This window comes from Halobacillus halophilus DSM 2266, from assembly GCF_000284515.1.
In the GTDB taxonomy this organism is placed as follows: domain Bacteria; phylum Bacillota; class Bacilli; order Bacillales; family Halobacillaceae; genus Halobacillus; species Halobacillus halophilus.
Genome location: NC_017668.1, coordinates 1,130,755 through 1,151,562 on the forward strand (window position 1 = coordinate 1,130,755; position 20,808 = coordinate 1,151,562).

General features: G+C 42.5%; 15 protein-coding genes. 11 read left to right on the plus strand and 4 right to left on the minus strand.

What is annotated here, in order from left to right; translation table 11 throughout:
* The first annotated feature begins 142 nt into the window (after positions 1-142).
* From safA to HBHAL_RS05595, 3 genes are all read left to right on the plus strand, one after another.
* Positions 143-766, plus strand: a complete 624-nt coding sequence (safA, locus tag HBHAL_RS05585) for a SafA/ExsA family spore coat assembly protein (RefSeq protein ID WP_014642369.1) — start codon at positions 143-145, stop codon at positions 764-766.
* A 251-nt stretch (positions 767-1,017) separates the two neighbouring features.
* Positions 1,018-2,205: a NupC/NupG family nucleoside CNT transporter gene (locus HBHAL_RS05590; RefSeq protein WP_041601570.1), complete on the plus strand. Its 1,188-nt coding sequence runs from the start codon at positions 1,018-1,020 to the stop codon at positions 2,203-2,205.
* 196 nt (positions 2,206-2,401) lie between these two features.
* On the plus strand, positions 2,402-3,832 hold the full coding sequence (locus HBHAL_RS05595; RefSeq protein WP_014642371.1) for an aldehyde dehydrogenase family protein: 1,431 nt from the start codon (positions 2,402-2,404) through the stop codon (positions 3,830-3,832).
* Between the two features lie 657 nt (positions 3,833-4,489).
* Here HBHAL_RS05595 and HBHAL_RS05605 read toward each other — a convergent pair.
* Positions 4,490-5,851, minus strand: coding sequence for an MATE family efflux transporter (locus tag HBHAL_RS05605; RefSeq protein WP_014642373.1), 1,362 nt, complete (start codon positions 5,849-5,851; stop codon positions 4,490-4,492).
* A 220-nt stretch (positions 5,852-6,071) separates the two neighbouring features.
* On the opposite strand from HBHAL_RS05605, the gene HBHAL_RS05610 reads away from it, so the two are divergent.
* From HBHAL_RS05610 to HBHAL_RS05630, 5 genes are all read left to right on the plus strand, one after another.
* On the plus strand, positions 6,072-7,145 hold the full coding sequence (locus HBHAL_RS05610) for an undecaprenyldiphospho-muramoylpentapeptide beta-N-acetylglucosaminyltransferase (protein WP_014642374.1): 1,074 nt from the start codon (positions 6,072-6,074) through the stop codon (positions 7,143-7,145).
* A gap of 204 nt (positions 7,146-7,349) precedes the next feature.
* Complete coding sequence (locus HBHAL_RS05615; protein ID WP_014642375.1) at positions 7,350-7,772, plus strand: ATP-binding protein; 423 nt, start codon at positions 7,350-7,352, stop codon at positions 7,770-7,772.
* Positions 7,773-7,776: 4 nt separating this feature from the next.
* Positions 7,777-8,130: a hypothetical protein gene (locus HBHAL_RS05620; protein ID WP_014642376.1), complete on the plus strand. Its 354-nt coding sequence runs from the start codon at positions 7,777-7,779 to the stop codon at positions 8,128-8,130.
* A gap of 438 nt (positions 8,131-8,568) precedes the next feature.
* Positions 8,569-10,836 carry an RNA polymerase recycling motor HelD gene (gene helD, locus HBHAL_RS05625; RefSeq protein ID WP_014642377.1) on the plus strand — a complete coding sequence of 756 codons (2,268 nt, stop codon included), beginning with the start codon at positions 8,569-8,571 and terminating at the stop codon, positions 10,834-10,836.
* A 60-nt stretch (positions 10,837-10,896) separates the two neighbouring features.
* The gene (locus tag HBHAL_RS05630; RefSeq protein WP_014642378.1) at positions 10,897-11,727 is read left to right on the plus strand and encodes an aldo/keto reductase; all 831 of its coding nucleotides are present in this window, start codon (positions 10,897-10,899) and stop codon (positions 11,725-11,727) included.
* A gap of 25 nt (positions 11,728-11,752) precedes the next feature.
* Here the strand turns inward: HBHAL_RS05630 and HBHAL_RS05635 are convergent, their stop codons facing one another.
* From HBHAL_RS05635 to HBHAL_RS05645, 3 genes are read right to left on the minus strand one after another with little or no spacing between them, the layout of a single operon-like run.
* Complete coding sequence (locus tag HBHAL_RS05635) at positions 11,753-12,892, minus strand: Ger(x)C family spore germination protein (RefSeq protein WP_014642379.1); 1,140 nt, start codon at positions 12,890-12,892, stop codon at positions 11,753-11,755.
* The gene (locus HBHAL_RS05640) at positions 12,889-13,995 is read right to left on the minus strand and encodes a GerAB/ArcD/ProY family transporter (RefSeq protein WP_014642380.1); all 1,107 of its coding nucleotides are present in this window, start codon (positions 13,993-13,995) and stop codon (positions 12,889-12,891) included. The genes HBHAL_RS05635 and HBHAL_RS05640 overlap by 4 nt, the downstream gene beginning before the upstream one ends.
* Positions 13,992-15,476 (minus strand): spore germination protein, encoded by a 1,485-nt coding sequence (locus HBHAL_RS05645; protein WP_014642381.1) that lies wholly within the window; start codon positions 15,474-15,476, stop codon positions 13,992-13,994. The genes HBHAL_RS05640 and HBHAL_RS05645 overlap by 4 nt, the downstream gene beginning before the upstream one ends.
* Positions 15,477-15,570: 94 nt before the next feature.
* Here HBHAL_RS05645 and HBHAL_RS05650 point away from each other — a divergent pair, with 94 nt between their 5' ends.
* The 3 genes from HBHAL_RS05650 (at position 15,571) to HBHAL_RS05660 (ending at position 20,805) form a co-directional block, all read left to right on the plus strand.
* Positions 15,571-16,596 carry a TIGR00341 family protein gene (locus HBHAL_RS05650; RefSeq protein ID WP_014642382.1) on the plus strand — a complete coding sequence of 342 codons (1,026 nt, stop codon included), beginning with the start codon at positions 15,571-15,573 and terminating at the stop codon, positions 16,594-16,596.
* 430 nt (positions 16,597-17,026) lie between these two features.
* Positions 17,027-18,772: an ABC transporter ATP-binding protein gene (locus tag HBHAL_RS05655; protein WP_014642383.1), complete on the plus strand. Its 1,746-nt coding sequence runs from the start codon at positions 17,027-17,029 to the stop codon at positions 18,770-18,772.
* Positions 18,769-20,805 (plus strand): ABC transporter ATP-binding protein, encoded by a 2,037-nt coding sequence (locus tag HBHAL_RS05660; protein WP_014642384.1) that lies wholly within the window; start codon positions 18,769-18,771, stop codon positions 20,803-20,805. The genes HBHAL_RS05655 and HBHAL_RS05660 overlap by 4 nt, the downstream gene beginning before the upstream one ends.
* Positions 20,806-20,808 lie beyond the last annotated feature (3 nt).

Genomic DNA, 20,808 nt, shown 5'->3' on the forward strand with positions numbered 1-20,808 from the left:
GCTTTCTGAAATATTACCTCCACTAAATTAGCTTTCAAGCACCTGCTGACTATGCCGTTAGCAGGTGTTTCCTCATCCTGTACATATTTTTAGAGGTTTGAGCCAAACTACTCCTGATTAGAACAAAAAGGAGCGAATGTACATGAAAACATGGTTATGGATAGGTGTCCTTTTATTATCAGCTGTTATGTTTATGCAAAGTCCTCAGCCTACTCAGGCTGCCACAGACACTTACGTGGTTAAGAGTGGCGATACATTATGGAAAATATCCAAGCGTTATCAAATTGGTCTCTCAGAGATTATAAACGCCAACTCACAGTTTAATAATCCAGATTTAATCTACCCTGGAGACCGAGTAACGATTCCGCTAAAAAGACAAGTGAAGTCAACGGAGCAGCAGGTCATTGATTTAACGAATCAAGAGCGCGCTCAACAAGGGTTGCCTGCTTTAAAAGAAAATTGGCAGCTTTCCCGTGTGGCTCGTTATAAGTCCAGAGATATGGCGAATAAGGGATATTTTTCACATAACTCCCCGACATACGGCTCTCCCTTTGATATGATGAGAGAGTTTAATGTCTCGTATCGTAAAGCAGCGGAAAACATTGCTGCCGGTCAGAGTACGCCAGAACAAGTGGTAAATGGCTGGATGAACAGCCCTGGGCACAGAAAAAATATTCTCGATCCGAACTTGAAGCAGATCGGTGTGGGGTATGCTAACGGCGGAAGCTATGGGCATTACTGGACCCAAATGTTTATTACTCAGTAGAAAAAAACAGTTTTAGCCTCTGGTGGAAAAAAGCACCGGAGGTTTTCTCTTTTTAAAGCATGATTTGTCACGTACACTAGGGTTTGTGAAGAAAATGAAGGCGAATTAAGTGAAAATTTCGTATATGGATGACAGCTTGCATGACGTCTGACAACCTGTTAAAATCCAAGATAGAATATGTTTATGAAAGCATTTTCATTTTCGTTATTATTTTCATTATATTAGGGGAGGAACCAACAGTGAATAATGTTATAGGGGTATTATTAGGGATTGCAGCTGTTGCCGTTATCTTAGGCATTGCGTTTCTTATGTCCAATGACCGTAAGAACATCAATTATAAGGGTGTAGGAATCATGCTGGCCGTTCAGCTAGTTCTTACAGCATTTATGTTCAATACTACGGTGGGGCAGCAAATTATTAAAGGGATATCATGGGTGTTCAACCGTTTAATTGAGTACGGAACAGAAGGGGTTAACTTCGTTCTTGGTGGTGTAGAAGTAGGAGAGAACGGGGTGTTCTTCTTTAATGTACTGTTGCTTATTATATTCTTCGCAACCATTCTTTCAGTATTAACGTATTTGAAGATTCTGCCTTTCATCATTAAATATTTGGGCTGGGGCTTATCAAAGATTACAGGTCTTCCAAAAGTAGAATCCTTCAACGCTGTAAATAGTATTTTCTTTGGACAATCAGAAGCACTTATTGCGATTAAATCACAGTTCCATAATTTAAATGACAACCGTCTTTACATTGTCAGTGCATCAGCTATGGGATCCGTTTCTGCTTCAATTGTGGGAGCCTATCTGGGAATACTTCCAGATGAGTATATCCTGGTCGCTCTTCCGTTAAACATGTTTAGTGCACTAATTGTGTCTTCCATTATTGCACCGGTTAATGTTCCTAAAGAAGATGATGAAGTAGATATCCAGGACGTTTCCAATGCGAAAAGTTTTTTCGAAGCGATGGGGAATGGAGCGCTTGATGGCGGTAAAATTGCTCTAATTGTTGCTTCCATGCTTATTGCGTTTATTGCTTCTCTTGAGCTTGCTAATGCCGTCTTTGGTGCTATCTTTGGTGGCTTTACACTTCAGCAGCTGCTTGGTTATATTATTGCTCCAATCGGCTTGCTTATGGGTATTCCAGCGGCAGAAGTTGTCGATGCTGGTGCCATTATGGGTACGAAGATTGTAACGAATGAATTCGTAGCGATGCTTGAATTCCAGGGAATGCTTGAAAATGTATCCGAAAAAACAGTCGGAATCGTAACTGTATTCCTGACCAGTTTCGCTAACTTCTCAAGTATTGGAATCATCGCAGGTACTGTTCAGGGAATTGACGCTGAAAAAGGTGGCCGAGTATCCGGTTTCGGTCTGAAACTCCTAATCGGTGCTACCCTTGGTTCCATGCTTTCTGCAACAATTGCCGGTATCTTCTTATAAGTTGAAAAGTCTGGGCGGATTTTCCGCTCAGGCTTTTTTTTATGTGTGAAATAGGAAGAAAGCTTCATTTATTACGTGTGGAAAAATAGAATGTTGGTGGTTTGATTTTCGTAGCCCTGCACGATGCAGGGCTACGTTTATAGTTCACATATAAAGGAAATATAGTAATAGATTCCATATGAAGGAGAGATCATTAATGGTAAAAAGCTATAAACTTTATATTAATGGAGAATGGATCGATACGGATGATAAATTAGAAGTACTTAATAAATATACTCAGGAAACGTATGCAGAAGTTGCAAAAGCTTCTGAAAAAGAAGTGAACCAGGCGGTTGAGGCAGCGCAGAAGGCGTTTAAAAATAACCAGATGAGCCCCTATAAACGTTACGAAATCTTAAAGCGGGTTAGTGAACTGCTCCTCGAAAATAAAGAAGAACTAGCTCAGAATATGACTATGGAAGCCGGAAAGCCGTTGAAACAGACACGCACCGAAATTGACCGAGCTTCTCAAACGGTCGAGCTATCGGCAGAAGAAGCAAAACGTGTACACGGGGAAGGCGTTCCAGTGGAAGCAGCGCCGGGTTCAGAGAATCGAATGGCATTTACCATTAAAGTGCCTGTCGGTGTGGTTGGAGCGATTAGCCCGTTCAACTTTCCAATTAATCTGGTGGCTCACAAAATAGCACCAGCTATTGCCGCCGGAAATGCGGTCGTCTTAAAACCAACGAGTAAGACTCCGATTTCTGCTCTAAAACTGGCAGAGTTATTTGAAGAGGCTGGACTTCCAAAAGGTTTCTTGAATGTAGTGGTCGGATCCGGCTCTACTGTAGGAAATCAAATGATGGAAGATTCAAGAATCAATATGTACACCTTTACCGGAAGTGCCAAAGTTGGCCTCAAGTTGAAGCAGAATACTGGTTTAAATAAATTGATTTTAGAACTTGGAAACAACTCGCCTGTTATCGTAGATAAAGAAGCGGATGTGGATGCAGCAGCTGCTAATATTGCTGCCAAGAGTTTTGCTTTTGCTGGACAGGTTTGTATTTCTGTACAGCGTATCTACGTCCATGAAGAAGTAAAAGAAGAGTTCCAAAATAAATTAGTAGATGCGATTAAAGATCTTAATGTAGGGGATCCGAACGATCCGGAAACAGACGTTGGACCAATGATTAGTGAGGAAGAAGCCAAAAGGGCGGAAAGCTGGATCGAAGAAGCAAAAGATGCAGGCGCTGATGTCTTTTATGGCGGTGAAAGAGAAGGGGCTTTACTAAAACCAACGGTCATGACCAATGTGACAAACGATATGAAAGTTGTGTGTGAGGAGATATTTGCACCTGTCGTATCCATGATTCCTTTTTCCAATATGGAAGAATGCATTAACGAAGTGAATCAGTCTCAGTATGGACTGCAGGGCGGTATATTCACTCAAAACCTTGATACAGCTTTCTATGCCGCTAAAAACGTTGAGGTTGGCGGACTTATGATTAATGATTCTTCTCAATATCGTGTTGACCTCATGCCTTATGGCGGCGTGAAATCAAGCGGATGGGGCAAAGAAGGTCCGAAATACAGCATCGATGAAATGACAGAAGAACGATTAGTCGTAATGAACTTAGCTCAAAAGTAAGGGCTCTGTAAAACCTTGTCCGTGATTTCAAAGCCCATTATTAAACAATAGGGCCGGATTGTTGAAGACTCAGTTTCGAGATTTTTTATGAGAAGAAAGGTCCTTCGGGGGATAATTCGCTTTCCGCGGGCATGTGCTGAGCCTCCTCGAGCTAAAGCTCTCCGGGGTCTCACCGATCATGTTTATCCCGCAGGAGTCTTCATCATCCCCCTCCGGCCTTTGCCAAATCAGAAGCTCGAAACCACTTTAACTGGTATGGAATTAGACCAGGTGGTTCTGTACCTATTTCCAGGGTGAAACGATGCACAATAGCCTGTCATAAAAGCATTTAATACAGATTAAGGAGGAGAACTATTCTCTTCTGGCAGGGTCCGTTCGCAGAATTATAGTGGGTTTGGTGGGGAAATGATGAGACTCCCGTGGGAGAAGGATCTAGGGGAGACCCCACAGGGAGTGAAACGACTGAGGAGGCTCACCAGTTCCCCCACAGGAAAGCGAGTTATTTCCCCACCAACCCTTATCCATCTATCGTAACGGACCCATTCATCTCGAAATCAAGTCTTCAACAAACAGGAGCTTTACTTGAATTGAATATGGAAATTTATCAAAGCCAAGTTAAAAGGAAAAGGGTCCTTCCAAATAGTGGAGGGACTCTTTTTATGCTGGCTGTTTCTTGACGATGTTCTTACGCTGCAGGGACAGCATGCGGAACAAGAGAGCAATGGCTCCGACTGTCAGGCCGATAATCAAACTCATCCAATATCCGTACGGGCCGAGACTGGTATAATTTGCTAATAGATACCCGCTTGGAAGCCCGATTACCCAATAGGATATGAACGCCATGACCAGGGTTATGTTTACATCTTTATAACCGCGGAGAACTCCCTGGATAGGGGCTCCAAAAGCATCGGACAGTTGAAAGAAGATCGCAAAGAAAATAAAGTTTTTCGTCAATTCGATCACCGTTTCATTAGAACTGTAAAGTCTGGCTACTGAATCGTCCATGAGGTATAGGACAAGTCCAGCCACCACGGACATGGCAACAGCTGTGCCTATACCTAGATAGGAATAGCTTCTTGCATCTGTAAACCGCCCTGCTCCTGCTTCAAAACCGACCGCAATTGTAAGAGTAAACGCAATACTTAAAGGCATCATGTATAAAAAGGAAGCGAAATTAATCGCTGCCTGGTGAGCGGCGATGGTATTGGTATCATAAGCGGTCATGAAAAAGGTAACAGCAGCAAATATACTGGTTTCAAAAAAGATCGCAAACCCGATCGGGACGCCAATCTTCAGCTGAGCCCACCATTCTTTCAATGAAGGAACTATCCATCCTCTGAAGATACGATAATGCCTTAATGGATGGAGCTTGTGGATGGTAAGGACAATTAAAATAAAAGATACAAGGTAGGTAAGAGCAGAGGCAACTCCTGCCCCGACGCCTCCAAGCTCAGGCGCACCCCATTTTCCGAAAATAAATACGTAATTAAATAAAATATTTGTTGGGAGTGTAAGCAGGATAATGCCCATTGAAATCCGAGTCAGCCCCAGAGCATCCACAAAAGAGCGCAGGATATTGAAAATGAATAATGGAATGATTCCGATTCCTAATGTGATTAAATAATATTTGGCTACGTATCGGACAGAAGGTTCAATGTTCATGAGTGAGAGAATGGGATCCAATAGAAAGAACCCAATGGAACCAATGAGAACAGCTAAGAGTACCGCGAGATAAACCCCTTGTTTAACGGAAAAAGGGATTTCCTTTTCTCTGCGGGCTCCTTTTAATTGAGCTACAATTGGGGAAATAGCCATGAGTATGCCGTTTAGTCCTGTAAAGACGGGCATCCATATGCTGGATCCAATCGCTACCCCTGCTAATTCATCCGGGCCTGCCTGACCGGCCATCACCGTATCAAAGAAATTCATCGCATACATGCCAATTTGGGTGATTAGAATAGGGAACAGTATTGTGGAGAATAATTTTATTTTTTCTTTAAGGGTATAGGTTTGATACATCGTGACCGTCCTTTTCTGTTACAATTCCTTTAGAGGAATGGCTGAGTAAGTAATGATGTTTTTTGCACTGTTTAGGCAAAACATTTCCCTGCTCTGCATCATAAAACCCCATAAAAAGGGCATGACCAGAGATGATATAGTTAAAAGGAATACGAGGATTATAGCATAGATAAGGAAGGCATACCTAGCATGAACAGGATAGAAAGGACGTTGGAAGAGTATGAGTGAAAAACGAATTTTATTTACAGGTGGAGGCACCGCTGGGCACGTAATCGTAAACCTGGCATTGATTCCTGAGTTTCAGAAGCGAGGATATACAGTCGATTATATTGGTTCTTATGAAGGAATTGAACGACAGTTGATCGAATCAATTGATGGAGTCACGTATCACGGCATCTCCACTGGGAAACTTAGACGTTATGTATCTAAAGAAAATATTAAAGATCCGTTTAAGGTAATGAAAGGGCTGCTCCAGGCTTTCTCAATTATCGGCAAGCGGAAGCCTGGAGTGATCTTTTCTAAAGGTGGTTTTGTTTCCGTACCCGTCGTTGCTGCTGCAAAACTGAAGAGGGTTCCTACCATTATTCATGAATCAGATTATACACCGGGACTTGCGAATAAATTGTCTTTTCCTTTTGCTAAAAAAGTGCTCGCCACTTTTCCGGAAACGATGAACTATCTTCCGAAAGAAAAAGCAGAATTTATTGGTGCAGTCGTAAGGGAAGAATTGTTTCAAGGCAAGCGCTCAAAAGGGTTGTCTTACTGTAATTTCCATAAACAGAAACCAGTGATGATGGTTATGGGGGGAAGTACCGGCTCGAAACGGCTCAATGATGCGATTCGTAATAATTTAGATGCTTTATTAAAAAATGTGCAGATCATTCATATTTGTGGAAAAGATCATAAGGATGCTTCGATTAACCGGGCTGGTTATGCTCAGTTTGAGTATGTAAATGAAGAACTGAAGGACCTGTTTGCGGCTTCTGATTACATCGTCTCTCGAGCGGGATCGAATGCCATATTCGAATTCTTGGCACTTCATAAACCGATGCTTCTAATTCCTTTATCGAAAAAAGTGAGCCGCGGCGATCAAATTTTAAATGCTGACTCATTTGTGAAACAAGGTTTTGCCCACAAACTTGAAGAAGAAGAACTGACAGATGATCGTTTCTTAGAGGAAATCCACCGTTTAATGGAAAACAAACAGGCTTTAATCGATAAAATGGAGCATTATCAAAGCGGCCAGACTAAAGAAAAAGTTATTGAAATCATCCAAAATTTTGAAAAAAGTTAGTTGTGACAAGGCAGTATATCGGCTGCCTTGTCATTTTTATTTTATTTTATAGGCTTAAGACCTTTTTAATTTTATGTTTTTGGGGAATACGGTTCATAAGACACTAAGTTTTTTCCATTCAGCAAGGCGCATATCCGTTATAGAGAAAGCAAGGTTTATGAAAAAGCTAAGCGGGGATCAACTTTGCAGAGGAGAGGTTGGAGGATGAAAACATCTTATGAAGTCAACATCAACCACCCCAAAGATTTGTGTGAAATAAGAAAAGAAGTTTATCCACACTTAACGTCTGTCTTTGGCAAGGATCAACTATTAGTGGATGCTTCGATTTCAGAAGCTGTCACCAATGCCTGGAAGCATGGGCATGAGGAGAGTAGTGAAAAACCTATCAAACTTAAGATATTATTTTTGAATAGGACGATGCTTGTCAGAGTCCAGGATCTCGGGGATGGTTTTGATTGGAGACCTTACCAGGTTTCGAGCGATGTTAAGCACTGGTTTCCGGAAGTGGAAGATTTGGATGAAAATGGGCGTGGGATTACATTAATGCTTAGAGTTATGGATAAATTACGTTATAATGAAAAGGGAAATGAATGTGTGTTAATGAAAAAATACCTTTTTCAGGAGTAGATCAATGAACACGAACATCTGTCGTTACTGTTACAAAGAGATCAGGGATCGAGATGAACTTATCACGGCTTCGAACTGGTTCAGGGTACGCCCTTATCATTATCGCTGCTTTGAATTACTAGAGCAGGATACGAAGACGATTGCCGGTGCATGGACTCCGGTTAACGGGCTGACTGGAATGGTTACTACGGTTTTAATGATTATCTTGTCTGTCCTTATGTTTACTACCAATATTCTTGGATTTATCGGAGATATTTTAGGACTCGTCGCTTTATATCCTATCTTCCTGCGCGTATTTTCCTTCGCAGTGTTTGAGAGTCGTCTGCCAAAGTATGTAGAAAATAAAAAACGTCAGTAATAAACTAGATAGAGCTGCCCGACATTAGTGGGGCAGCTTTTTTGTTGATTCGTGATTGCGCTTCCATATATTATATGGTAATGTAATAATCCTCTTAAATAAACGATCTGCTAAACGTTTTTAGTTTTCCTTTTAAAGCTTATTACGCTAAAGGGCCGGATTGTGTAAGACTCCGTTTCGAGATAAATTGGGTCCATTGCCCAAAATAGATGAGGGCGGCTACGGAAACAACTCGCTTTCCTGCGTCGTGCAGAGCCGGAAAGCGAAATCGTCCCCCGGAGGACCTTCAGCTCCACCAATATCTCGAAACTGAGTCTTACACAAACTGGAGCTTATTTATAAGAATTAATACGGAGGTTTAGCAGAACCTAAATAAATAAAATCATGACGATTGAGACTTCTCTAAGCCAGTCCTATATAAGGGAAGGAGAATGACAAATGGCCGCTCAACACCCCGATTATCCTCAGGAATTAGAACGTTTATCTTTTACAAAAGCATATATGGATCAACTGATCGCCGCTCAGGAAACGGACCAGGAGGCGTTAAAAAGACGTCAGGAGGATACGTTAGCTAGGCTGGACTTTAAGGACAGCAGTCTGCGCTATCAGGAGATGCTGTCTCACGCAAATTTTATGAAAATGTCTGCCGATCAGTTGGAAAGTCTTCATCGCCTGCGTAAGAAACCTTACTTTGCCCGCATTGATTTTCACCGTAAAGAAAAACCCGAGAGAGAAGTGTTTTATATCGGGAAGATGTCCTTGTTTGATCGTGAAACACAGCTTCCGATTATTCTGGACTGGCGGTCTCCTCTTGCGAATGTTTACTATGAAGGACGGATTGGGGAAGTCAGTTATGAAGCCGAGGGAGAACGCTACGAAGGTCGTGTTTCCCTCAAGCGGCAGTACCAGATCGAGGAAGGAGAACTGGAGAATTTCCGCGATATTGACATCACGACGAAAGATGACCTTCTCCAGGATTCTCTTTCTCAAAATGCAGAAAACCGGCTGACTGAAATCGTAGCAACGATTCAGGAAGAGCAAAATGAGGTCATTCGGGCGGACTTGCGTAAGCCGATTATTGTCCAGGGGGCAGCAGGAAGCGGTAAGACGACGATTGCCCTGCACCGGATTTCATACTTTCTCTACTCGATGAGAGATATCTTCAAACCGGAAGAAATGCTGATTTTAGCACCTAACCAGCTTTTTATTCAGTACATATCGGAAGTACTGCCCGAGCTTGGGGTTCACAAAGCCCGACAAACCACCTTTATTGACTTTGTTCGAGCGGTGACGGACATAAGTTGGCCGGTCACCACTCAGCATACGAACTTAATGAATACGGTGGAAGCCGGAAATGCCGGACATTCGACCGAGCTTTGGTCAGCGGGCTATAAAGGTTCCGATTCTTTTAAGGAAGTAATGGAACAGTATAGTAAGTACATTGAATCAAGTTATGCAGTCCGTGAAGACTTCCGGTTGGCCGGGTTCAAATTAAAGAGTGCGAAAGCCATTAATCAATTATTTTATAAACACTATCATTATTTTCCTTATGAAGTAAGAGTCCAAAAGATTAAAGCCGTTCTTCGCAGTGAATTGAACAGGAAAAAGAAGCAGATTCTCTCCACTCTGGCCAAGAAATATGATGATCAATTGGACAGGGCGCTTTTTGGAATGAAAGATCCTGAAAAAAGGAAAAAGCGCGTTAGTTTCTTAATCACAAGGAAAGAAGAGGCGCTGGACGAAATTAAAAAGGAAGCTAAAACGGTTCTTCAGACCTTTATGAAAAACTATCCTAAATGGAAGCTGCTCGATGTCTATATTCATTTATATGAGGAACGGATTTTTCGTTCGTTCATTGACCAGGATACAGAAGAGCTGAAACAAATGAGGGCGTGGACACGGAACTATTTGCGTAAACAGAAGCTTCAGTCGGAAGATTTAGCGGCCCTCCTTTATCTGAAATCTTGGATTACCGGTATAGCAAAAGAGGATCAAGTGAAGAAGGTAGTCATTGATGAAGCGCAGGATTATAGTTTTTTTGAATTGTACAGTTTGAGGCACGCGTTTCAAACAGACTTGTTTACCATCGTAGGCGATTTGGCTCAAGGCATTTACCGCTACAGAGGTTTAAAAGAGTGGGAAAGCTTGATAGGCAGTGTGTTTCAAAACGTTAATTATCTTAAATTGCAGAAAACGTATCGGACCACGATTGAGATTATGAATCTGGCTAACGAATTACTGGAGCTGATGCCTGAAAACCTTCCAAAAGCAGAACCCGTGGTCCGGCATGGAGAAAAACCACAGTTTATCAATCGCAATCAAGGGTGGCTGGAGATTTTTAAAGAAAAGTTGAGTGATCTTAAAGCGAGTGGGATGAAGAGTTTTGCCGTAGTGACGAAAACGCAAAAAGAAGCCGCACTCGCCGCTGAGCAGTTGGATGATATTGGCGCGGAATTTACGATGTTTGACGAGACACAGAGTCAAATGACTGATCGAATGGTATTACCGGTTTATTTAGCGAAAGGATTAGAGTTTGATGTCGTCTTTCTTTATAGTGAAGGTCATTCTTATCAAGAAACAACGCTCGATGTGAAGCTTCTATATGTTGCCATGACCAGACCTCTGCACCGTTTATTTTTAATAGGAGAAAATCCGGAAGACTTTTTACTGAATCACGCTCATCCTTCGTCTTTTGGTTATGTTTGAACGGATTGCCATCAAGGGTAATTTATCAAGGTAAAGTAATGTAAAGGAGTGAAGAATTCAGTGAGTTTAACGGAAACGGTAACATTGAACAATGGGGTGCCCATGCCAAAGCTTGGCCTGGGCGTATATAAAATGGAGGAAGAGCAGGAAGTGGTACGGGCAGTTCAATCAGCCCTGGATTTAGGGTACAGACATCTGGATACCGCTTCTTTTTATGGGAATGAATCCGGCCTGGGTAGAGGAATCCGTGAGAGCGGTGTACCAAGAGAAGAATTATTCATCACCACAAAAGTGTGGAATGATGAACAAGGCTATGAGGAGACGCTGAATGCTTTTGAACGCAGTTTAGAACGTCTTGGCCTGGAGTACTTAGATCTCTACTTAATTCATTGGCCGGTTCCAGGGAAATTTACAGAGACATGGAAAGCAATGGAGAAACTGTATCGTGAAGGACGCGTGAAGGCGATCGGTGTTTGTAACTTTATGGAGCATCACTTAGAGGAACTTATGGACGAAGCTCAAGTGAAGCCTGTAGTGGACCAAGTCGAGTTCCACCCTCGTCTCTATCAGGAAAATCTGCTGAGATACTGTCAGGACCGTGACATCCATGTGGAAGCATGGTCTCCGCTGGCACGTGGAAATTATTTTGATGAACCCGTGCTTCAGGAGCTTGCTGCACGTTACGATAAAACGGCAGCTCAGATCATTCTTCGCTGGCACTGGCAGCTTGGAATCATTATTATCCCTAAGTCTTCCAACAAGGATCGTCAAGAACAAAATGCTGACTTGTTTGACTTTTCTTTAACGAATGAGGATATGGAAAAGGTTAGTGCTCTTCACACGGGCGAACGAATTGGAAAACATCCGGATGAATTTGATTATTTCGGTTAAACCTGGACATTTTGTCCAGGTTTTTTTATTCAACTGTACCGTGGCGGAGAAGCTTCATTTTTACATTAAATGATACATTAAGATTGGGGATTTGCTGTCGCCAGTTTTCATTCGTTACGCGGTTTTCACGATTTTTGGAATTGTAGACCTTTCCAAAACCAACAGGATCAACTTGATTTTCTTTTAATATATTCATGAATTGTTCAAGATCTGATTTTACTTTTTTCTCTATTTCTTTTTCCAGTTTATTAATCGCCTTTTCATTCTTTAAATCCACATCTTTTGTAATTTCCAATAACCGTGCTTCCATAGTAACTTTTACATTCTGCTCAGTTGGGTTTCCTTGTTTAGGCTGAATGTTCAATCCACTGTCAATCTCATGGAGAGAAACGTGAAGCGGACCTTCCTCAGAGGGGCCGGGCGTATCTTTATGGAACTCTTTTAATGCTTCGTCAGGAAGCTGCAATTGAAATTGTCCGTCTTTATATTCGTCTTTTAATAGCAGCAAATAGAAAGTTTCCTGTGGTGAAAGTTTGGCTGTGTAACGGTCGTCCTGGAAGAGAGCCAGGCCGCTGATGATTGATTTTTCTTCTTTAATAGACAGCATCGGGAGTGTGGGATCGATCCCCGTATCGCGATAATCATGCATGAAGGTTCGGATCGTTGCATCCGGCAGTACATCATTATCTACGCTTTTTTCAATCATTTTCTTAATATATTCTCCTGAATTTGAACTTTCTTTGGAGTCATTCAGCTTCAACAAATCAGCCGTTGGTACCTCGCTCACCCCTAACAGACCCATATCGGATACTTTAGCATCTCTTTCCAATGTATCCATATATCTAGTCATTCCCCTGGCTGCCAACTGATCCTGAAAAAGTTCCAGCCTGACTTGACCAGATACTAATCGATGGCTTGTCATTCTGTTCGCTTCAAACCGGAGTCCTTTCGAGGTAGTTGCTTCACTGGTTACGACCTGTGAAGCACTCGTAGTAGATGGATCGAATTGATACATAACCATCGTCCCTCTTAAAGAGTCCTCTCCAGCCAAGTCATATCCTACAGCGGTAATAATACCTAACTGCTCAATATAACTTTTTGGGATACAGCCGCTGCATATAAAAGCGAGAAAGACGATCAGCGTTATTCTCTTCCCAATCATCATATTGAATTTTCCTTCCTGAATCTTTTTCTAATGAGCACGAGTGGATAGAGAATCACCGGATAAACAAATACCAGCCAGAACCCCAGGGTGGAGGTCCAGTCGGTTAACTGATCAATGTGTACGCGGTATTCAACCAGAATGGAAGCCCCAAACAATAAAAGAGCAACGCCATATAAACTTGGTTTCTCGGGCAATTGAAACAGACGTTTTAACGATTGGATCAAAGCCCAGCAGAACAATACTATATTAGGGATAATCACCATCATCCATAAAGCAATGGCGATAAAATCGAACCGCTCTACGATCGGGTAGCTGATAATCTTAAATAAGGAAAGGGTGGCCCAGACGGTTTCTTTAAGCTGTTCAGGGCTGAAGTAACCGATGGACACAACGGTTACCAGCAATATTAAAAAGGTGGTTAACGCTAAACCGGCATGAACCGGCAGCGCAATGTTCTGTTTATTTTTAATATAAGGATAAACGAAAAATAAAATCTCCAGTCCCAGTACAGAATAGGCCGTTTTATAAGCCCCTTTCAAAAGGTCATATGCACCCGTGTGAAGAATCGGCGTAAAATGGTCCCAATCCATATAACTAATGGGTTGTGCGAGAGTAAGCACCATCCATATAGTTAACAGGAAAAAGATAAAGCTCGTCCCCACGACTACTCGGAATCCGCCAATAACGGCATAAATCATAAGAGAAAGTAAGAATCCGCTCATAAGCCATAAAGGAATCTCCGGAAAAATAAACACTTGAACGACCTCTATATAATTCTTAATGACGGTTAAAAGGATAAAAAAAAGATAGATAACGTACACGATTCCTAATGTTCTCCCCAGCCATCTGCCAAATACATCGCACTGAATCCCAATAATGTCCGCATTGTCATACTTTCTTAAAATTAAGATCATAATCCAGGCTACAAAATGGAGGTAAATACCAGCTAATAAAATAGCAATCCATGAATCAGCTCCCGATTCTGTAAAAATTACACGAGGGACTCCCATAAGCCCTGCGCCAATTTGTAGCGTATGCACGATGAAAAAAAGATAAAAGGCTTCTACGGCTTTATCTGGCTTAATAATTAAATTGGTATTCATGAAGGATCCACATCTTTTTTCTCAGCTGCCCTGTGGTGGTCAAAGCGTTCCATATCTTTAGGCATGACATTCAGGGGGCGGGCATTATTTTTTTGAAAAGGAAGCCTTATAAGAGAATCATTAATGTCCTTCCATTGGAACGGATATATAGGAGCAAGATAAGGTCTCCCAAGCGACTTTTGTTTTAATAAGTGGATGAGGATAAAGCTTAGAGCAAACGTGATACCTATCAATCCCCAGGCACCAGCAAGAATAATCATGGGAAAACGAATGATCCGTATCGCTGTTCCCATTAAATAACTTGGAGCTGTAAAAGAAGCAAGTGCGCTGAGCGCAATGATAATGATCAGAATGTTACTGGTAAATCCGGCTTTAACTGCCGCCTGCCCTAAAACAATCCCCCCCACAATACCCATGGTCTGACCGACTTTTGTCGGGAGACGGGCTCCGGCTTCGCGTAACAGCTCAATCAGCATTTCCAGCAGAAGAGCCTCGAGAACAGGTGGAAACGGTACCATGGCGCGCGACTGCCCGAGTGACACAAGCAGAGAAGCGGGAATGATTTCATAATGGTAGGTGAGGGCAGCTACATACATAGGTGTAAGAATGATGGAAAGAGCCATAGCGATAAATCGTAAGAGCCTTATGAAGGTGCCCATATTCCAGCGCATATATAAATCTTCGGTAGATTCAAAAAAACTAAACAGCGTCATTGGACCAATAAGAGCAGTTGGACTTTTATCCACAAGCACACCCACGCGGCCCTTGGAGATTGAGTTGCAGAAGCGATCGGGAAGCTCGGTATTAATAAGCTGTGGAAAGATAGAGCTTGAGGAATCTTCAATTAATTGCCCTAGTACACTAGTATCTTCTACTTCTGCTACCTTTAAGTCTGTAATTCTTTGACGCATGGTATCCACGTTTTCTTCATTGGCGAGTGATTTAAGATAAACAACTCTTACTTCACTTTTAATCCGATCCCCCACAATAAGTTTTTCAACAACTAAATCATCCGTGTCCAGACGCCAGCGAATGACATTTAAGTTGGTAACAAGAGACTCTGTAAACGCGAGTTGCGGGCCGAACACCAGAGATTCATTTTCCGCACGATCAAGCGCGCGCGTTTGCTGCTGAGGAAGCAGAAAAGCTACGGCTTGTTTATCGCCTGGAAGATAGACGACAACATTTCCGTGAATAATATGCTCCGCAATCTTTTCGATTGAGGAAATGGTCTGGGAAGAAGCAAGAGGAATGTTATTTTGAAGATCATGAACCGACCAAGGCTTTTCAGACTTCGTCAGGGAATCGAGCAGTTCTCTTTCCAGGCGGTCTTTCTTAATTTGATAGGAAATAAAATGAATCACGACTTCCTGCCCTTTTATATGGAAAACTTTTTGAACAAGGTCAGGGCTCTCATTAAATCGCTGTTTTAAAGTCTCCAGGTAGTTATCCAACTGTAACGGAAGTGTCGAATGCTCCATTGTCATCCCTCCTTTAGTAACGTGTAATTAGTATGCGGAAAAAGGGGCACATTATTAACAAATTGCAGTTTACGGTATGGAAGGGAGGCAGCGTATGAATCTCCAATTAATAGAAGTTTATATACCGGACCATCATTTTGATTCTATACACGATAAGCTTAAGGAATACGACCATCAATCGTTTTGGGTTTCCAGTGAGTCCGAGGAGCGGACTCTTGTCCGGATTCTCGTTAAAACGAGCGGAGTAGAAGAAATTCTTGATTATTTGGAAGAGGTATCGAACGTAGTAGAAGGTTTTGAGACCATGCTTATCCCGGTTCAAACATATTTATCGAAAGACACCCTCCATAAAGAATCGAAAGAAGCAAAGGAAGATGAGGAGTCTGAGAAAGAACAGGCACTTCTATTAAGAGCCAGTCGTCATGAACTGTTGAATTATGTTGAAAAAAACAGTCAGATTAATATGAATTACTCCCTTATGATCATCCTGTCCGCTATTGTAGCGACGGTTGGATTTCTGAAGGACAGCGAGGCAGTCGTTATTGGGGCGATGGTGATCGCTCCTATGATCGGTCCCGTCATCGCTATTGCGTTTTCATCTATATTGGGAGATTATAAGCTGCTTTGGAAATCCGTGGTGACCTCTATCTATGGGGTAGCGATTGTGTTGATCGTCTCGGTGCTTTTTGGGTATTTCACGGATATGGGCATGGGCACGGATCAGTACTTGGATCGGACTAAAGTTACAATCGTGGATATTTTTCTCGGGGTGGCATCCGGAGCTGCAGGAGCGCTTGCCTTCCTGAACCGCCTCTCAGGGAATCTTGTCGGGGTGATGGTAGCTGTTGCTTTGCTGCCGCCCAGTGTTGCTCTTGGTATGTCTTTCGGAAATGGATCTTATATGAATGCGTATGGAGCTTTTTTGCTTGTTGTGGTCAATATAATGTCGATTTTACTTGCGGCAGTTACCATTTTTTCGATCAGCGGCATACGACCTGTCCGCTGGGAAGCCGTAAAAAGGGCAAACGTATCACGCCCTTTGTCTATTGTGTTTGTCTTTGTCATTGTGGCAGCTCTTGCGCTGGTTCTGCTTTTAGGAAAGGATATTAATCTCCGATGACAGCGGGATTTTAAATATTTTTACAAAACTTTTCAATTAGACCATTGAATTAATTTTTTGAAAATTATATAATTAATAATCATTTACACTAAAGGAGGTCGCGACGATGGAAAACGTATATGCACAGCAAATTACAAATTTCATACTTGTCGTGGCCGACAGGGACGTTTGTTGAACGTCGCTTTTTTCGCAAAATGATCAATTAATAGGCTGCGCAAATGCGTGCCCTATTCAGTATGTGTATGTTAAGCATACGTCGTAGCCGGCGTATGCTTTTTTGTTGTTGTACAGGTGAACAGCGCCTGTTTAACATAAATAAAAGAATTCAAGGAGGTACTTATGAAATGGAGACCACTGTGATCAGAAAAGAATGGAACGAAGATTGGAAAGAAAGTGGCTAGCCAGGAAAGAATGAAGGGACGTGTCAGATATGTTTAGTGTACTCGTAAAATTGCGATGGTTTTTTAAAACCTATTGGAAACGATATTCGTTTGCTATTTTAGCGCTGATCGTTGTTAGTGCGATTGATCTTATTCCTCCAAAGCTGGTAGGAATGGCGATTGATGAAATTCAATTCAACACACTTACCCCGGAACGGTTAGGAGAAATTATCCTGTTCTATGGCGGGATCATTGTTGCGAGTTACTTATTATCCTATTTATGGGACTATACGCTCTTCAGCGGGGCGATGATTATGGAAAGAACCATGCGCACAAGGCTGATGAATCACTTTTTGAGAATGACTCCTGCTTTTTTCGGTAAAAACCGGACCGGAGACTTAATGGCAAGAGCTACAAACGATTTAAAAGCGCTCACGATGACCGCCGGTTTTGGGATTTTGACCTTAATTGATTCTACCGTCTTTATGTTTATGATCATTGCTATGATGGGATTTACCATCAGCTGGAAGCTTACATTGGCTGCGCTTCTTCCACTGCCCATTATGGCTGTCGCGATGAACAAATATGGAAAAGTCATTCATGAACGCTTTACGGAAGCTCAGACGGCTTTTGGAGAGATGAATAACAATGTGCTGGAATCGGTGCGGGGTGTTCGGGTGATCCGGGCTTTTGTCCAAGAACGAAATGAAGACCACCGTTTTCAGCAGATGACAGAAGAAGTGTATGACAAAAATGTGGAAGTGGCAAAAATTGAGGCTCTGTTTGAACCTACTATACAAATCCTTGTAGGTCTTTCCTATACGATCGGACTTGGGTATGGAGCTGCCCTTGTGTTTCAAAATGTTATGACGCTTGGAGAGCTGGTTTCCTTCAACGTTTATCTCGGGATGTTAATCTGGCCCATGTTTGCGGTCGGAGAATTAATTAATGTCCTGCAGCGAGGAAATGCTTCCCTGGACCGTGTCAATGAGACGCTTGATTATCAACCGGAAATAATGAATCCTTCCAACCCTAGGAACGTGAACAGGCCGGAGCAAATTGTATTTAAAGAGGTAAGCTTTCAGTACCCTCAATCGGAAGCTGAAAGATTAAAAAACGTGAGTGTAGCGATCGAACGAGGTCAGACAATCGGTATTGTAGGCAAAACAGGAGCGGGAAAGACCACCTTTTTCCGTCAGCTGCTTAGAGAATATCCAGGGCTTGAAGGAGAGCTTTTGATCAATGGAACAGATATTCACTTACTTGATCTTGGTACTACACGCTCCTGGATTGGTTACGTGCCTCAGGATCAGGTTCTGTTTTCGAAAACGGTTCGTGAAAACATTCAATTCGGTAAGGCAGGGGCGACGGATGAGGAGATCTACCGGGTATTAAAACTGGCATACTTTCTGGAGGATATCAAAAACCTGCCAGGCGGACTGGATACAAAGGTCGGAGAAAGCGGCGTCACTCTTTCCGGCGGTCAGAAGCAGAGAGTCTCCATTGCCCGCGCATTCATCATGAATCCCGAGATTTTAATTCTTGATGATGCCATGTCTGCGGTAGATGGAAAAACAGAGGCTAATATTATTGAGCATTTACGGAAGGAAAGACAAGGTAAAACTACGCTGATTGCTGCTCATCGTTTGTCTGCCGTAACCCATGCAGACCATATTATTGTTCTGGAGGAAGGGCGCATCGCAGAAGAAGGAACACATGAACAGCTGATTAAACAGGGAGGCTGGTACCAAATCCAATATGAACGCCAGCAGTTAGAAGGGGAGGTGGAGGAATGAAAGGAAAACATTCCACGACCGAACGAAAATTGTTCCGATATGCGTTACATTTCAAAAAGAACATTCTCATTGGTCTGATATGTCTCGTTATAGCTGTAGCTCTTGAACTCACGGGCCCATTCATAGCTAAACGTTTGATCGACGAACATATCGTGGGGATAGAAGATCAGTGGCATCAGGTGAAGTCAGCTGATGATTATACGGTTCGTTACGAAGAGCGCCTTTACAAGCGCGATGACCGTCTGGAAGAGGGAGAAGAAATTAGTGGAACGGCAACGATTTTACAAGTAGGACGCTCGTACTACTTCATTCCAGAGGAAGTCCCGGCTAGCGGCAATCGATCCATTGAGGATAATAGGATACGAATAGAGACGGCTAATAAAACATACACGGCTGATGCACAGTCATTATCGCTGCAACAGCTCTACCGTTTCTTTAGACCGGAAATTCCGTCTATTTACTGGCTGCTGGGCATTTATGTTGGATTGCTATTTATTGCGGCCTTTTTCCAGTTCACTCATACCTTTCTGCTCCAACGATCGTCCAATCGGATTATTCGTAAGATGAGGGATGATTTATTCACGCATATTCAGAAGCTTCCCGTACGGTATTTTATCAATCAGCCGGCTGGTAAAATTGTAGCGAGAGTGACAAATGATACCGAGTCGATTCGAGAGCTGTATGTAAAAGTACTGGCTACTTTTGTTACTAGCTTTTTCTATATGCTGGGGATTTATGTAGCTCTGTTTTTATTAGATGTCAAGTTAGCCCTTATGTGTCTGTTGCTGGTTCCAATTATTTATGGATGGATGAGGATGTATAAGTACTTTGGCGGTAAGTACAATACAGTCGTGCGATCTACGGTAAGCGATATGAATGGCAATATTAATGAAGCTATTCAAGGAATGTCCATTATTCAAGCATTCAGGCAGGAAAAGCAGACTTCGGATGAGTTCGAGAGTTTAAATGAACGTCACTTCAGTTATCAGAGGAAACTGGTTCGATTAAGTGCGCTCACTTCATTTAATCTTGTTAATGTTCTGCGAAATATCGCTTTCGTAGGCTTTCTGTGGTACTTTGGCTCCCAGTCTTTTGGAGCTGAAGGAATCGTTACTGTGGGAGTGCTATACGCTTTTGTCGACTATCTAAACCGACTTTTCCAGCCTGTGACGGACCTCGTAAACCAGCTTCCTCAATTGGAAGAGGCCCGTGTAGCCGCCAGCCGGGTATTTGAGTTGCTGGAAGAGGAAGGGGAAGAAAGAAACAGTAGTGAAGCAGCACGATATCGCGGCCAAATCGCTTTTAATCACGTGTCGTTTGCCTATGAAGATGATAATTTCATATTAAAGGATATTAATTTTCAAGTAGAGCCAGGTCAGACGGCTGCTTTCGTCGGCCACACAGGTTCTGGTAAAAGCTCCATTATGAACTTGCTATTTCGGTTCTATGATCCTCAAATAGGTCAAGTGACCATTGATAGTCACCCAACGACAGAATGGTCACGTCAACAAGTCCGAAGTCATATGGGAATAGTTCTGCAGGACCCGTTCATCTTTACAGGGACTATTTTGTCGAATGTAACGATGAACGATGACCGTATTTCCCGGGAAATGGCTATAGAATCGTTAAAAGCGGTTGGAGCGGATCGCTTTATTGAGAAGCTTCCCGAGCAATATGATGCTCAGGTAAAGGAAAAGGGCGGTTCCCTTTCTATGGGTGAAAGACAACTGATTTCCTTTGCCAGAGCATTGGCTTTTGACCCTGCAATTCTAATCCTGGATGAGGCTACTGCGAATATTGACACAGAAACCGAGCAAATGATCCAGAAAGCTTTAGAAGTTTTAAAGGAAGGGCGAACCACACTGGTTATTGCGCATCGTCTATCGACAATTCAGCAGGCAGATCAAATATTTGTATTAAATCATGGTACAATGGTGGAGCAGGGAACGCATGAAGAACTGGTCGCTCTTGGAGGTCAATACTTCCAAATGTACCGTATGCAGCAAGGGTCATCAAAAGTCAGTGCCATGTAGTTT